This window comes from Corallococcus exercitus (genome assembly GCF_042231735.1).
In the GTDB taxonomy this organism is placed as follows: domain Bacteria; phylum Myxococcota; class Myxococcia; order Myxococcales; family Myxococcaceae; genus Corallococcus; species Corallococcus exercitus_B.
The window spans coordinates 9,918,172-9,932,683 of sequence record NZ_CP102577.1 but is presented as its reverse complement, the minus strand read 5'-3'; the positions used below and the strand labels follow the sequence as shown (position 1 = coordinate 9,932,683).

At 70.3% G+C, this 14,512-nt stretch carries 15 protein-coding genes; 11 read left to right on the top strand and 4 right to left on the bottom strand.

The features are described 5' to 3' along the window. Positions 1-29: 29 nt before the first annotated feature. The 5 genes from NR792_RS40020 to NR792_RS40000 all read left to right on the top strand — a co-directional run bounded on the left by NR792_RS40020 (position 30) and on the right by NR792_RS40000 (position 6,224). Positions 30-1,637, top strand: a complete 1,608-nt coding sequence (locus tag NR792_RS40020; protein ID WP_375761766.1) for a caspase domain-containing protein — start codon at positions 30-32, stop codon at positions 1,635-1,637. Positions 1,638-1,645: 8 nt separating this feature from the next. Further along, on the top strand, positions 1,646-2,608 hold the full coding sequence (locus tag NR792_RS40015) for a hypothetical protein (protein ID WP_375757933.1): 963 nt from the start codon (positions 1,646-1,648) through the stop codon (positions 2,606-2,608). Positions 2,609-2,726: 118 nt separating this feature from the next. Further along, the gene (locus tag NR792_RS40010; RefSeq protein ID WP_375757932.1) at positions 2,727-4,025 is read left to right on the top strand and encodes an AmpG family muropeptide MFS transporter; all 1,299 of its coding nucleotides are present in this window, start codon (positions 2,727-2,729) and stop codon (positions 4,023-4,025) included. 146 nt (positions 4,026-4,171) lie between these two features. Beyond that, positions 4,172-5,809 (top strand): phosphoglucomutase (alpha-D-glucose-1,6-bisphosphate-dependent), encoded by a 1,638-nt coding sequence (gene pgm / locus NR792_RS40005; RefSeq protein ID WP_375757931.1) that lies wholly within the window; start codon positions 4,172-4,174, stop codon positions 5,807-5,809. Between the two features lie 58 nt (positions 5,810-5,867). Next, complete coding sequence (locus NR792_RS40000) at positions 5,868-6,224, top strand: DoxX family protein (protein ID WP_375757930.1); 357 nt, start codon at positions 5,868-5,870, stop codon at positions 6,222-6,224. 16 nt (positions 6,225-6,240) lie between these two features. Here the strand turns inward: NR792_RS40000 and NR792_RS39995 are convergent, their stop codons facing one another. Then, the gene (locus NR792_RS39995) at positions 6,241-7,125 is read right to left on the bottom strand and encodes an SDR family oxidoreductase (RefSeq protein WP_375757929.1); all 885 of its coding nucleotides are present in this window, start codon (positions 7,123-7,125) and stop codon (positions 6,241-6,243) included. Positions 7,126-7,545: 420 nt separating this feature from the next. Between NR792_RS39995 and rpoZ the strand changes: the two genes are divergently transcribed. After that, entirely contained in the window at positions 7,546-7,785 is a 240-nt protein-coding gene (gene rpoZ, locus NR792_RS39990; RefSeq protein ID WP_014395366.1) for a DNA-directed RNA polymerase subunit omega, read from the top strand. Between the two features lie 9 nt (positions 7,786-7,794). Here rpoZ and NR792_RS39985 read toward each other — a convergent pair whose 3' ends face one another. From NR792_RS39985 to NR792_RS39975, 3 genes are read right to left on the bottom strand one after another with little or no spacing between them, the layout of a single operon-like run. Then, on the bottom strand, positions 7,795-8,271 hold the full coding sequence (locus NR792_RS39985) for an NUDIX hydrolase (protein ID WP_375757928.1): 477 nt from the start codon (positions 8,269-8,271) through the stop codon (positions 7,795-7,797). 40 nt (positions 8,272-8,311) lie between these two features. Then, positions 8,312-9,013 carry a hypothetical protein gene (locus tag NR792_RS39980; protein WP_375757927.1) on the bottom strand — a complete coding sequence of 234 codons (702 nt, stop codon included), beginning with the start codon at positions 9,011-9,013 and terminating at the stop codon, positions 8,312-8,314. Then, positions 8,973-9,572 (bottom strand): hypothetical protein, encoded by a 600-nt coding sequence (locus NR792_RS39975; RefSeq protein ID WP_120527950.1) that lies wholly within the window; start codon positions 9,570-9,572, stop codon positions 8,973-8,975. The genes NR792_RS39980 and NR792_RS39975 overlap by 41 nt, the downstream gene beginning before the upstream one ends. Positions 9,573-10,013: 441 nt before the next feature. Between NR792_RS39975 and groES the strand changes: the two genes are divergently transcribed. The 5 genes from groES to NR792_RS39950 all read left to right on the top strand — a co-directional run bounded on the left by groES (position 10,014) and on the right by NR792_RS39950 (position 14,512). Further along, complete coding sequence (gene groES / locus NR792_RS39970; RefSeq protein ID WP_014395362.1) at positions 10,014-10,304, top strand: co-chaperone GroES; 291 nt, start codon at positions 10,014-10,016, stop codon at positions 10,302-10,304. 47 nt (positions 10,305-10,351) lie between these two features. Further along, on the top strand, positions 10,352-12,004 hold the full coding sequence (groL, locus tag NR792_RS39965; RefSeq protein ID WP_375757926.1) for a chaperonin GroEL: 1,653 nt from the start codon (positions 10,352-10,354) through the stop codon (positions 12,002-12,004). A gap of 168 nt (positions 12,005-12,172) precedes the next feature. Next, the gene (gene grxC, locus NR792_RS39960; protein ID WP_120621901.1) at positions 12,173-12,430 is read left to right on the top strand and encodes a glutaredoxin 3; all 258 of its coding nucleotides are present in this window, start codon (positions 12,173-12,175) and stop codon (positions 12,428-12,430) included. Positions 12,431-12,527: 97 nt separating this feature from the next. Further along, entirely contained in the window at positions 12,528-12,926 is a 399-nt protein-coding gene (locus NR792_RS39955; protein ID WP_375757925.1) for a hypothetical protein, read from the top strand. Between the two features lie 203 nt (positions 12,927-13,129). After that, entirely contained in the window at positions 13,130-14,512 is a 1,383-nt protein-coding gene (locus NR792_RS39950) for a sigma 54-interacting transcriptional regulator (RefSeq protein WP_375757924.1), read from the top strand.

Genomic DNA, 14,512 nt, shown 5'->3' with positions numbered 1-14,512 from the left:
TTCAACAGGCGCGAGGGTGGCTTGCTCCCATGGAGGCCTGGGCGAGGGCCGTGGCAGCGGCGATGCGGGCGTCGATTCCCGCGCTGGCGCTGGCCTCCACCGCCGCGCGCGCGGACACGCTGCACCGCTTCGCGCTCATCGCGGGCAACGACACGGGCGGAGCGGACACGCGGCCCTTGAGCTACGCGCGCGACGATGCGCGCAAGATGCACGACCTGCTCACGCGGCTGGGCGGCGTGGCTCCGGCCGACGCGAAGCTCCTCCTGGATGACGACGCGAAGGACTTCCTCGTCGCGCTGTCGGACCTGGAGCAGCGGGCCCGCGCGGCCCAGGCTCGCGGCGAGCGCACCGCGCTGTTCGTCTACTACTCCGGCCACGCGAAGGACGGAGCGCTGCGGCTGGGCGCCTCACAGCTCGCCTTCGACGCGCTCAAGCGCCGGCTGGCGGACGCGCCCGTGGACATCCGCATCGCCATCCTCGACTCCTGCCGCTCCGGCGCGCTCACCCGTACCAAGGGCGCCCGCAAGGCCCCGGCCTTCGACGTGGAGTCCGGCGCGGCCCGCGATGCCCGGGGCGTCGTCATCCTCACCTCCAGCGCCGCGGACGAGGACTCGCAGGAGTCGGACGCGCTGGGCGGCAGCTACTTCTCCCACCACCTGGCCAGCGGCCTGCTGGGCGACGCGGACCGCAGCGGCGACGGGCGCGTGACGCTCTTCGAGGCCTATTCGCACGCCTACGCCCGCACCGTCGCGGACACGGCCGACAGCAGCGCGGGCCCCCAGCACCCGACGTTCAGCTACGACCTGGCGGGCAACGGCGACCTGGTCCTCACCGACCTGCGCGCGGCCGCCGAAGGCCTGGTCGTCCCCGGCAACGCCCCCGCGGGCTCCTACTACTTCGTGGATCCGGCGGGCCTCGTGGTCGCGGAGCTGGACAAGGCCGCGGACACCGAGCGCCGCGTGGCCCTGGCCCCCGGCACCTACCGCGTGAAGCGCCGCCTCAGCGACCGGCTGCGCATTGGCGAGGTGGAGGTCGCGCGCGGACGCACGACCATCCTGCAGGAGCCGCGCTTCAAGGACGCGCCCTTCTCCGACGACCCGGTGAAGGGCGCCATGCTGGACAAGGGCGCCTGGTGGACCTTCGGCCTCACCGGCGGCTTCCAGTCCTTCTTCGACGCCCAGACGCGCCAGTCCCTCTTCCTCTCCGTGCCCCTGTTCGGCGCGGAGGCGGAGCTGCACGACTACTTCCGCCGCGACTGGGTCTGGGGCTTCGACGCGGCGGTGGGCGGCACGAACGGCGTGCTCGCGCTGCCCACGCTGGAGGGGCCGGCGTACCGCTACTCCGTGGTGAACGTGGGCACCAGCCTCACCGCCGAGTGGCCCGTGGGCCGCGTCTCCCCGTTCGTGGGCGTGCGCGTCGCGTACCTCATCATGGGCCGCAAGTTCGACGACGGGGCGTTCCCGGATCAGCGCTTCGCCATGGTGTCGCCGGGCCTGGCGACCGGCGCGCGCTTCCAGCTCACGCGCCGCCTGAACCTCACCGCGCGCACCCGCCTGCAGTACCTGCAATACACCGTCGACGCGCAGCGCTCCCTGGGGTTCTGGGAGCTGGCCGCGCTCCTCACGTACGAGCCATGAGGGACCCCGTGACGCGAAAGCTGGCCCTGGCCCTCCCCTGCCTCCTCGCGGTCGCGTGCGGCGGCGACTTCTCCAACGACGACCTGGAGTTCCAGAACGCCCTGCCCCAGCGCGAGGACCTGGCCGCGAAGCTGCCGGACACCGCCCGCTCCGGCCAGGGCCTGGACACGCGCGCGCAGCGGCTGGGCGCGTCGTTGGTGCTGGGCGGCACGTCGGAGCTCGCGCTCCAGGCCTACACGGCGGGCACGCGGTTCAACACCAGCGTGGACGGCCTGCTCTCCCTGCTGGAGCTGTTCCGCAACGCCCCGCCCACCACGCGCGAAACGGACCGGCGCATCTGGGGCCCCTTCCCCGCCAAGGACCACCCGGGCCACGAGCTGCGCTTCGTGATGGAGCGCCAGGGCGTCGACTTCGCCTATCTCCTCCAATACCGCGCCATGGGCAGCGGCGAGAGCGCGTGGTGGACCTACCTGCCCGGCACCTTCAAGGCGGACGGCGGCATCCGCAAGGGCACGGGGACGCTCGCGCTGGACCTCAAGGAGGCGCGCAAGAACGGCTTCGACACGAAGGATGCGACCGCGCTGGACCGGCTGGACATCGACTACCAGACCCAGGCCCTGCCCACGAGCGTGGAGCTGCTCTTCACCGGCGCGGGGGCCACGGTGCCCCTCACGCGCTATGCGTCGCGTCAGACGCCGGAGGGGCTGGGGGAGATGGCGTTCCGGCTGCCAGCGGTGGACTTCGTGCCCGGCGGGCTCCAGGAGACGCTGGACATCCTGGCGCGCTGGACGCCGGACGGCCGGGGCGTGCTGGTGCTCAACATCCTGGAGGGGGACGCGAAGGGAGCGCAGTACACGGAGTGCTGGGACGCCCGGACGCGCATCACCTTCATGCAGCGCAACTGGGACTTCCTCAACCCCACCGAGGGTGACCGGGGCAGCTGCCCGGACGTGTCCGCGCTGAACCCGTAGCCCCGAAGAGGCCGCCCGGGCTCAGGGCCGGACAGCAGCCGGGCGGACAGTCCCGGGCCTCCGGAAGGTGACGCGCGGGGTGGATTCTCTATGCTGGCGGCTGTCTTCCCGCGCCCCCATGCCCAACTCCTCGCTTCTCACCGTCTTGAAGAGCCGGCGCATCTGGCTCCTGATGGCCGTCGGCTTCGCGTCCGGCCTCCCCCTGTGGCTGACCGGCGTCACGCTGTCCGCGTGGATGAAGAACGAGGGGGTGAACCTCAAGACGATTGGCATCTTCAGCCTCGTGGCGCTGCCCTACACCTTCAAGGTGCTGTGGGCGCCGCTGATGGACCGCTACACCCTGCCCTTCCTGGGCCGGCGGCGCGGCTGGATGCTGCTCACGCAGGTGCTGCTCATGGGCGCCATCTCCGCCATGGGGCTGGTGAACCCGAAGGACGCGCCCCTGGCCATGGCGTGCATGACCGTGGTGGTGACGTTCCTGTCCGCCAGCCAGGACATCGTCGCGGACGCGTGGCGCACGGACATCCTCACGATGGAGGAGCGCGGGCTGGGCAACTCGATGTACGTCACCGGCTACCGGCTGGGCATGCTCGTCGCGGGCGGGCTCGCGTTCATCCTGTCGGACCACCTGGGCTGGTCGCGCACGTACCACGTGATGGGCCTGCTCATGGGCGTGGGCGTGGTGGCGACGCTGCTGGCCCCGGAGCCCCAGAGCGTGCGGCCTCCGCGCAACCTGGCGGACGCGGTGGTGCGGCCCTTCGTGGACTACTTCCGCCGCAAGTACGCGCTGGGGGTGCTGGCGTTCCTGGTGCTCTACAAGCTGGGGGACGGCATCGCCGCCAGCATGGTGACGCCCTTCTACATCGAGCTGGGGTTCTCCAACACGGAGATTGGCGCGCTCAGCAAGACGCTGGGCATGGTGGCCACCATCGGCGGAGGCCTGCTGGGCGGCGTGCTGATGGTGAAGCTCAGCATGCGCCGCGCGCTGTTCATCTTCGGCGCCGCGCAGGGCCTCACCAACCTGGCCTTCATGGCCCTGGCGCTGGTGGGCAAGAACGACCTGATGCTCGCGGCCACCATCGCGGTGGACAACGTGTGCACCGGCCTGGGCGTCACCGCGTTCGCGGCCTTCCTGATGTCGCTGTGCCACAAGAGCTTCAGCGCCACGCAGTACGCGCTGTTGTCCGCGCTGGGCACCATCGCCAACCGGCTCATCGGCTCCCTGTCCGGCTTCCTGGCCACGTGGATGGGCTGGCCCACGTTCTTCGCCTTCACCGCCGCGGCGGCCATCCCCGCGCTGGTGCTGCTGATGTTCCTGCCGGAGCACGCCGCCCAGCCCCAGGAGGACGAGCCCCCCGCGCCCGAGGCCCTGCCTCCCGCCTCCTCCTCCGCGGCCTCCGTCGCCGTGGCGCGCTGACGGCTTCAAGACACGCGCCCCCGTCCTGACCGCCCGCGCTCCCGCCCGCTACTGGACGGAAGCGCGGCGGGGCGGGTGCGGCGCCGGACAGGGGATGCGACTTCGGCTCCCCTTTGGAAAGCGCGCGCGGCTAGGGTGGCCCCGTCATGGCACACCCTTCCGCTGGCAAGCCCCTTTCGCGCGACCTGCTGATCCACCCCGAGAAGCTGCGCGCGCAGTACTACGACGACACGCCCGACGCGTCCGTGGCCGAGCAGCGCGTGGCCTTCGGCACCTCCGGTCACCGGGGGAGCGCCGCGCGCCGCAGCTTCAACGAGGCGCACATCCTCGCGGTGGCGCAGGCCCTGTGCGAGTACCGCAAGCAGCAGGGCTATGACGGCCCCCTGTTCCTGGGCATGGACACGCACGCCCTCTCCGAGCCCGCCCAGCGCTCCACGCTGGAGGTGCTGGCCGCGCACGGCGTGGAGGTCCGCTACACGGACGGCGCCACGCCCACGCCGGTCATCTCCCACGCCATCCTCACGTACAACCGGGGCCGCACGAGCGGGCTCGCGGACGGCATCGTCATCACCCCGTCCCACAACCCGCCGGAGGACGGCGGCATCAAGTACAACCCGCCCAACGGCGGCCCCGCCGACACGAACGTCACCTCCCTGGTGGAGAAGCGCGCCAACGAGCTGATGGCCGCGGGCAACAAGGCCGTCCAGCGCGTCCCCTACGAGCGGGCGCGCTCCAGCGCCACGGTGAAGCCGTACGACTTCATCACCCCGTACGTGGCGGACCTGGCGAACGTGGTGGACCTGGAGGTCATCCGGGGCGCGAAGCTCAAGCTGGGCGCGGATCCGCTGGGCGGCTCCAACCTGCACTACTGGGCGCCCATTGCCCAGAAGTACGGCCTGGACCTCACGGTGGTGAACCCCACCGTGGACCCCACCTTCGGCTTCATGCCCGCGGACCACGACGGGAAGATCCGCATGGACTGCTCGTCGCCGTACGCGATGGCGAACCTGGTGAAGCTCAAGGACCAGTACGCGCTCGCGTTCGGCAACGACACGGACTCCGACCGCCACGGCATCGTCACCCGCAGCCAGGGGCTGATGAACCCGAACCACTACCTCGCTGTCTGCATCAGCTACCTCTTCCGCAACCGCCCGGGCTGGAAGGCGGACGCGGCGGTGGGCAAGACGCTGGTGAGCAGCAGCCTCATCGACCGCGTGGGCAAGGACCTGGGCCGGCGCGTGGTGGAGGTGCCGGTGGGCTTCAAGTGGTTCGTGGACGGGCTGCTGGACGGCTCGCTGGGCTTCGGCGGCGAGGAGAGCGCGGGCGCGTCCTTCCTGCGCAAGGACGGCACCGTGTGGACCACCGACAAGGACGGCATCATCCTGGACCTGCTCGCGGCGGAAATCCTCGCGCGCACCGGCAAGGACCCGGGCGAGCACTACCAGGACCTGGCCAGGAAGTTCGGCGCGCCGCTGTACACGCGCATCGACCAGCCGGCCACGTCCGCGCAGAAGGCCGCGCTGAAGAAGCTGTCCCCGGAGGCGGTGAAGGCCACGTCGCTCGCGGGCGAGCCCATCCTCCAGCGCCTCACGCGCGCGCCGGGCAACAACGCGGACCTGGGCGGCCTGAAGGTGACGACGGAGAACGGCTGGTTCGCCGCGCGGCCGTCCGGCACGGAGGACGTGTACAAAATCTACGCGGAGAGCTTCCGCGACCAGGCGCACCTGGACACCATCGTCCAGGAGGCGCGCGCCATCGTCGGTGAGGCGTTCGCCGGAAAGTAGGCGTGGACTCAGGCGCCTCGCGCGGGCTTGCATGCCGCCGCGAGGAGCCCCACCGCCCATGGACGTGAAAACCATCCTGCAGTACGTGCTCGCGCTGTTCATGGTCGCCGCGGGGGTGAACCACTTCCTCAAGCCCCGCATGTACATGCGCATCATGCCGCCGTACCTGCCCCGGCCCCGGGAGCTGGTGCTCGCAAGCGGCGTGGCGGAGGTGCTGCTGGGCATCTTCCTGCTGGTGCCCGCCACCACGCGGCTCGCGGCCTGGGGGCTGGTGGCGCTGTTCGTGGCCGTGTTCCCCGCGAACGTCTACATGGCCCAGCACCCGGAGCAGTTCCGGAAGATTCCCCGGGCGCTGCTCTGGGCGCGGCTGCCGCTCCAGGTGGTGCTCATCGCCTGGGCGCTCTGGTACGCCTGAGGACGCCCGGGCCTCGTCAGCGCCAGAGCGGCGCGTGGTCCTCGATGTACTGGCGCACCGTGCGCGTGGGGCGGCCCAGCAGGTTGGTGAGCGTGGGGTCCACCTGCTCCGCCTTCCCGAAGCGAAGCCCCACGTGCATCAGCGTCTGCATGCCCAGCTGGTCCCACGACAGCCGGCGCTGGTGCAGGTGGCGCACGTAGCCGGGGACCGACGCGGGCACGTAGCGGATGGGGCGGCCCAGCACCTCCGACAGCACCGACGCCACCTCGTCGAACGTCACCGCCTCCAGGCCGGTGAGCGTGAAGGCGCGGTTGCGCAGCGACGTGTCCAGCAGCGCCCGCGCCGCCACCTCGCCCACGTCGCGCACGTCCACGAAGGCCACCCTGCCGTGGCCCGCGGGCATGTAGAGCCGGCCGTCCTGGCGGATGTCCTCGCGGTACGCGTCCCCCAGGTTCTGCGCGAAGAACGCCGGGCGCAGCAGCGTCCACCCGACGGTGGAGCGCTTCAGGTGCTCCTCCACCGCGTGATGCGGCGCCCACGCGCGCTTCTCCGCGCCCGCCATGGACAGGAACACCACCTGCTTCACGCCCTGCGTGGCGGCCGCGTCCACGAACGCGTGGAGCGTCCCTTCCGCGTGGGCGAGCACCTGCGGCCGCATCAGGAACACGCCCCGCACGCCCTCCAGCGCGGGGAGGAACGTCTCCGGCCGCCGGAAGTCCAGCGGCACCGGCATCACGTCCCCGTCCATCTCCTTGAGCAGCGACACCGTGTGCTCCGGTGACTTCACCGCCGCGCGCACCGCCACCCCTTCCGCCAGCAGCGCGCGCACCACCGCCCGCCCCACGTTGCCCGTGGGCCCCGTGACGAGCACCGGCCCGCTCACCACGGACAGCCCTCCCATGCCTCCGCCTCCCCCACCGCCACCCGCCCGGCACGACCGGCGCCACGGGACGCTCCTGCGCTCATGCGGAACCTCCTCCTGCGAGCCCGCGCCCCGGAAAGTCCGCCGGCGCGGGGTGATGAGGACCCACCCTGGAGTCCTATTCCCTACTCGCAAAAACAACGCGCGCTTCCGGATCCGTTGAGGCCCCGGGCTCTCGGATTCCGGAGGCTGAGAAGGGAGCGTATGCCAACCAACACTCAGAGTGCGAGTCCGTCCGCTGGCCGCCAGTCACGGGAGACGGAGGGCGGGCGGGGAGGCGGTGCCCGGCTGGGCGCCCGGTGGGGCTTGCGGCCCGCCATCCTTCCTTGACTGATCCAGACCTGCTCTTTAGGTTGAGAGGCTTCCATCGGCTCGGATCAGAGCCAAGAAGGATGTTCCATGGCCCGCGTTACCGTTGAAGACTGCCTTCCCTACGTGGACAACCGGTTCGCGCTGGTGCTCCTGGGCGCCAAGCGCGCGCGCCAGCTGATGGCCGGCGCCCGGCCCATCATCGAGACCTCGAAGAACAAGCCGCCCGTGCTCGCCCTGCGCGAGGTCGCCACCCAGCGCGTGAAGTTCGACCGCGACGTGCGCGAGGCGCTGTCCGGCAAGTACGTGGGCGAGGAAGCCAAGAAGTAGCCTTCCGTCCTATCCCGGCTCCTTCTCCTCCACGGGAGGAGGAGCCCCGGACGCCAGGCCCTGGGCGCGCATCCACCGCAGCGCCCGGCCGGCGACGGCCTTCTCACCCTTGTAGCCCAGCGCCGGAATCAGCCCCTCGAGCGGCATCCAGCGCACCTCGTCCACCTCCACGCGCGGCCCCGGCAGCGGCCCCAGCTCTCCCGCCTCGTAGCGGAAGAGGAAGAAGTGGACGCGCTTGAAGATGCGCTGCCCGCGGAACTGGTAGACGTAGCGGATCTCCCCCAGCGGCGCGAGCAGCACCACCGAGGAGAGCCCCGTCTCCTCCCGCACCTCGCGCCGCGCGGTCTGCTCCGGCGACTCGCCCGGGTCCACGTGCCCCTTGGGCAGCGCCCACAGGTGGCGCCCGTGCGGACGGATGACGGCCACCTCCCAGGCACCGTCCTGGAAGCGGATGACGATGCCTCCTGAGGACGCCTCGCGCGGCATGCCCTCCACCCTACCCGAAGCGGAGGACGGCCGGGACCCCTCAACCGCCGTGCGCGAAGTGGCGCAGCTTGGCCTCCGCGCCCAGCCGGTACGCATAACGCAGGTCGCCGAGGAGCCGGTCCAACCGCCGGTCCAGGACGTGCGGCATGAGCCGCGTGCAGAAGCGCCGGGACAGCCGGTTCGCTTCCTCGTAGCGCCAGCGCTCCTCCCCGGACAGCAGCGGCTGGTACGCGACCCGGTCGAACAGGCGCGTCAGCAGCTCCCGCGCCCACCCGGCCACGCCCTCCCCCCAGCGGTGCAGCAGGCAGACCACGAACTTGTCCACCTCCGCCTGGGCCTCCAGCTCCAGGAGCGACACCGTGCGCTCGTAGTGGGCCGTGTGCGCGACGTAGAGGAAGTGGCTGACGCCTTCGGTCACCTGGCAGTAGCCGTCCAGGTCACCCTCCAGCACGGAGCCCAGGGGGCTGCCCGCGTAGCGCTCCATGCGCTCGCGCAAGGAGGGGTCCAGGTAGAGCGCCACCTCCAGGTCGCCCCGGGCCTCCAGCACCAGCAGTTCCTCGGGCGCGCGCCCGGTGCCGCCCAGGAGCGCGGCGACCTCCGCGTCCACCACCACGAAGGCCTCCGCGCGGGCCTCGCACTCAAAGCCGTAGATGGCCTCCAGGTGGGCCTGGAGCCTTCCCACGAGCGGGAAGTCCGCGGCGTCAGTTGGCAAGCGACCCCTTGCGCGGGACCCAACCCGCATCCACCAGCACCCGCTCCAGCCGGTCGCTTCCCGTGCGCGACCAGGACTCGTAGACGCGCAGCGCGCCCTCCGGCCCCGCGCTCATCAGTCCGCGCGCGCTGATCTCCTCCAGCACCTCCACCAGCGAGCGGAACTTGTCGCACAGCTCGCGGTACACGCCGGTGAAGCCGCCCGGGGGCACCAGCTCCGCCACCTGTCCGTAGGCCGCGCCGCCCATCTGGATGTAGTAGTCGGGGCCCACCATCCCCTGCTGCAACGCGCCCGAGAAGAAGCCGACCTTGTAGAGCGACACGTCTCCCAGCCGCCGCAGCGTGCGGATGCGCTCCTCGCGCTCCTGCTGCAGCGCGCGGTGGTACAGCTCCGCCAGGGGTTCGTGGTCGCGCCGGCCCTCCGCGTCACGGCTGAACAGCTTGTCCGTGGCCGCGAACTCCGCCAGCAGGTTCACCAGATAGAACTCGGTGGACTCGCCCAGCGCCACCCGCTGCCGGGCCGCGACCTCCAAGAGGAGTTCCCGGAAGAACTCCTTCAGCGAGGAAGAGGACGTCACCAGTCCGCTCATCGAGCACACCTCCCGGATGAAGCCTGGAAGGCCACCGGGCCGGCGCCCGGACCTCCCAGGACACGCTCCCCACAAGCGTAGTCACCCGCGAAGGGACAGGCAAAAGGGACCCAAGTCTTATCAAGGACTTACGCTGGCACTCCAGGGCGCCGAGTGCCAACGGCACGACACCCGGGACGGCCTTGCGGGCAGGCGCGCCGCGCGGGAATCTTTTTGCGAAAAGCCCAATCAGGACGGGTGTTTAGCCGCATCCGGACAGATGTCCCGACGTCGCTTGACGAGGTGAAGTCCCTGGTTATTATCCGCCGCGCCTGGGCGTTAGCACTCAGCGGGTGCGAGTGCCAACGCCGGGGCCCACAGGCTCTTTTTCAACAACCCCTGCGGCGTCCCGGTCCGGACCTTCCGTCCGCCTCCGGCAGCCGCGATTCACAGGAGCAAGCCATGAAGATTCGTCCCCTGCAGGATCGGCTCATCATCAAGCGCGTCGCCGAGGAGAACAAGACCAAGGGTGGCCTCTTCATCCCCGACACGGCGAAGGAGAAGCCGCTCGAGGGCAAGGTCATCGCCGTCGGCAACGGCAAGGTGCTGGAGGACGGCAAGGTGCGCGCCATGGACATCAAGGCCGGCGACACCATCCTCTTCAGCAAGTACGCGGGCACGGAGATCAAGCTGGACGGCGAGGATCACCTGATCCTCCGCGAAGAGGACGTGCTGGGCATCATCGAGAAGTGAAGCCCGCCGTTCGTCTTCCCACTCCCAACCTTTAGAGGATTCAGACCATGGCGAAGGACATCATTTTCGAAGTGCGCGCGCGTGACGCCATCCTGCGCGGCGTGAACATCCTGGCCGACGCGGTCAAGGTGACCCTGGGGCCCAAGGGCCGCAACGTCGTCATCGAGAAGAGCTTCGGCTCCCCCACCATCACGAAGGACGGCGTGACGGTGGCGAAGGAAATCGAGCTGGAGAACAAGTTCGAGAACATGGGCGCCCAGATGGTGAAGGAGGTCGCCTCCAAGACCTCCGACGTCGCCGGTGACGGCACCACGACGGCCACCGTGCTGGCGCAGGCCATCTTCCGCGAGGGCGCGAAGCTGGTCGCCGCGGGCCACAACCCGATGGACATCAAGCGCGGCATCGACAAGGCCGTCGCCGCCATCACCGCCGAGCTGAAGACGCTGGCGAAGCCGACCAAGGGCAACAAGGAAATCGCCCAGGTTGGCACCATCTCCGCGAACGGTGACACCACCATCGGCCAGATCATCGCGGACGCGATGGAGAAGGTCGGCAAGGAGGGCGTCATCACGGTGGAAGAGGCCAAGGGCCTGGACACCACCCTGGACGTCGTCGAGGGCATGCAGTTCGACCGCGGCTACCTGTCCCCGTACTTCGTGACGGATCCGGAGCGCATGGAGGCCGTGCTGAACGACGTCCTCATCCTCATCCACGAGAAGAAGATCTCGTCGATGAAGGACCTGCTCCCCATCCTGGAGCAGGTGGCGCGCGCCGGGAAGCCCCTGCTGATCATCGCCGAGGAAGTGGAGGGCGAGGCCCTGGCCACCCTGGTGGTGAACAAGATCCGCGGCGTGCTGAACGTGGCGGCGGTGAAGGCGCCGGGCTTCGGCGACCGCCGCAAGGCCATGCTGGAGGACATCGCGGTCCTCACCGGCGGCCGGATGATCGCCGAGGACCTGGGCATCAAGCTGGACACGCTGACGCTCCAGGACCTGGGCCGCGCCAAGCGCGTCACCATCGACAAGGACAACACCACCATCGTCGACGGCTCCGGCGCGCAGACGGAGATCGAGGCGCGCGTGAAGCAGATCCGCGCCCAGGTGGAGGAGACCTCCAGCGACTACGACCGTGAGAAGCTCCAGGAGCGCCTCGCGAAGCTCGTGGGCGGCGTGGCCGTCATCAACGTGGGCGCCGCGACCGAGACGGAGATGAAGGAGAAGAAGGCCCGCGTGGAGGACGCGCTCAACGCGACCCGCGCGGCCGTGGAAGAGGGCGTCGTCCCCGGCGGCGGCGTGGCGTACATCCGCTGCCTCAAGGCCCTGGAGAACCTGAAGGTCGCCGACGGTGAGAAGTCCGGCGTGGACATCATCCGTCGCTCCGTCGAGGAGCCGCTGCGTCAGATCGTCGGCAACGGCGGCCTGGAGGGCAGCGTGGTGGTGAACAAGGTCAAGGAGGGCACGGGCGCCTTCGGCTTCAACGCCGCCACGGGCACCTACGAGGACCTGCTGGCCGCGGGCGTCATCGACCCGGCCAAGGTGAGCCGCACCGCGCTGCAGAACGCGGCGTCGGTCGCCTCGCTGATGCTCACCACGGAGGCCATGGTCGCCGAGCGCCCGAAGGCGGACGACGACAAGGGCGCCGCGGGCGGTGGCATGGGCGGCATGGGTGGCATGGGCGGTATGGGCGGCATGGGCATGTAGCCGCCCCACCCTTCCCCGCGCGCATCGGGGGACGGGACTTGACGGCCTCCGGCGCCCACCAGGGCTGCCGGGGGCCGTTGTGTTTCAAGGGGCCAGGCACGCGGCAAGGCCGTGGTCGCGCGCGCAACGGACCCTTAGGTTTGGCATCAAGAGACCAGGAGGAAATCCATGAAGCCCGTGAAGATCTACACGACGACCTACTGTGGCTTTTGCGTGCGCGCGAAGGACCTGCTCAAGCGCAAGGGCGTGGCGTACGAAGAGGTGGACGTCACCGGGGACGACGACGCCCGCGCGAAGCTGGTGGAGATGAGCGGCGGCCAGCGCACCGTGCCGCAGATCTTCATCGGCGACACGCACGTGGGCGGCTATTCCGACATGGCCGCGCTCGACCGCGAGGGCAAGCTGGACCCGATGCTCCACGCGTAAGCAGCCAGGCGGCCGGGCCCCGGGTCCGGACGCCACCCGTGCCCACCGTGCCTAGCTTCTCCGTCAAGGCATTCACCCCTTTCACGGGAGGAACACCATGGCGGGCGGACAGGAAACGACGGGGACCCGGGACGAGCACCACGACCTCATCAGCACGCTCTATCACCTGCTCAAGGGCGCGTCGGTGAGCGAGCAGTACCTGCGCGACGCGGAGGCCGCGGGGGACCAGGAGCTGGCGCAGCTCTTCCGGGACTGGCAGGACGAGCAGCGCAACCTGGCCGAGCGCGCCAAGAACCTGCTGGGCGCGCGCATGGTGAACGCGCAGGCCGGCACGGGCCGCGCGGCCGCCTCCGGGTCCAAGGGCAAGGTGCCGATGCGCGAGGTGAAGAGCCAGACCAACGCCAGCGTGCGCTCGGGCGGGAACGCCAACGACGACGCGGTGGATGAGCAGTCCAAGGAGTCGTTCCCCGCGAGCGACGCCCCCGCGAAGTACTGACGCGTGACGACGCACGGGAGGCAGGCCCGACGTCCCCGGTAGGGGGCGCACCGGGCCCCTTCTGTCTTCACCTTCAACGGACGTTTCCGAGTCCACTTGTTCCGCTTGCCCCCTGTGTGCAGTCCCCCCTAAAGAGGCGGGATTCAGGGCGAGGCGGGGTCTTTCTGCCCCCCGCGCCCCGTTGCGACCAGGGGTCCGTGACCATGATTGACAGACCGGATGTCACCGAAACCGTCCAGGCGGAGCGCGAAGCCCAGGCCACCCGCGTCCCCCTTCACGAGTGGACGGTGGAGGTGGTGGGCGGTCCGGACAAGGGCAAGAAGGTCACCACGCGGGACGGGCTGGTGCGCGTGGGTTCCGACGCCGCGGGGGACCTGGTGCTGAGCGACCCGACGGTGAGCCGCCGTCACCTGGAGGTGGAGCGGCTGCCGCAGGGGTTGCTGCTGCGTGACACCGGCAGCCGCAACGGCACGTTCCTCGACGGCCGCCGCATCCTCCAGGCCTTCGTCAGCAGCGGCGACAAGGTGGAGCTGGGCAAGACGAAGCTCGTGGTGAAGGTGGCCGCCCGCGCGACGGAGGTGGAGGTCGCCGGCACGGAGTCCTTCGGGCAGCTCGTGGGCAGCTCGGAGAAGATGCGCTGGGTCTTCACGGAATTGCGCCGCATCGCGCGCGAGGACATGAACCTGCTCGTCGAGGGTGAGACGGGCACGGGCAAGGAGCTGGCCGCGCGGGCGGTGCACCAGCACTCGCTGCGCCGCCACGGCGCCTTCAAGGTCGTGGACTGCAACCTCATCTCCGAGGAGAAGGCGGAGCGCGAGCTGTTCGGGGGCTTGCGCGCCGGGGAGAACGAGGACAAGGCCGCGCGCGGCATCTTCGAGGCGGCGCGCGGCGGCACCCTCTTCCTGGACGAGGTGGGCGAATTGCCCCTGTCCGTGCAGGGCAAGCTGCTGCGCGTGCTGGAGACGCGCGAGGTGCCGTCGCTGGACGGGCAGCCGGTGGCGGTGGACGTGCGCGTCATCGCCTCCACGCACCGCAACCTGGAGGAGGACGTGCGCCAGGGCCGCTTCCGCGCGGACCTCTACTTCCGGCTCGCGGTGGCACGCGTGCGGCTGCCGCCCCTGCGCACCCGCCGCGACGACATCCCCACGCTTTCGCAGGCCCTGTCGCGCGGGATGAAGGCCGCGCTGGAGCTGACGCCGCAGACGCTGGCCCTCTTCGAGGGCTACGACTGGCCGGGCAACGTGCGCGAGCTGCGCAACGTGCTGGAGCGCGGCGCGCTGATGCAGGAGACGGGCAACACCAGCTGGCTGGACTTCCTGGCGCACGCGCCCAAGCGCACGGAAGGCACGGAGCCCGCCACCAACGTGACGGCCATCGTCACCGGCATGCCGTACCACGAAGCGAAGGACCGGGTGCTCGCGGACTTCGAGCGGCTGTACTTCGCCGAAATCATGCGCGAGGTGGCCTTCGACATGAAGGCCGCGGAGCAGCGCACCGGCCTGTCCATGCAGAGCCTCTACCGCCTGTTGAAGAAGAACGGGCTCCGCCTCAAGGACCTCAAGAACGCCGAGGGCCTGGAGAAGTGA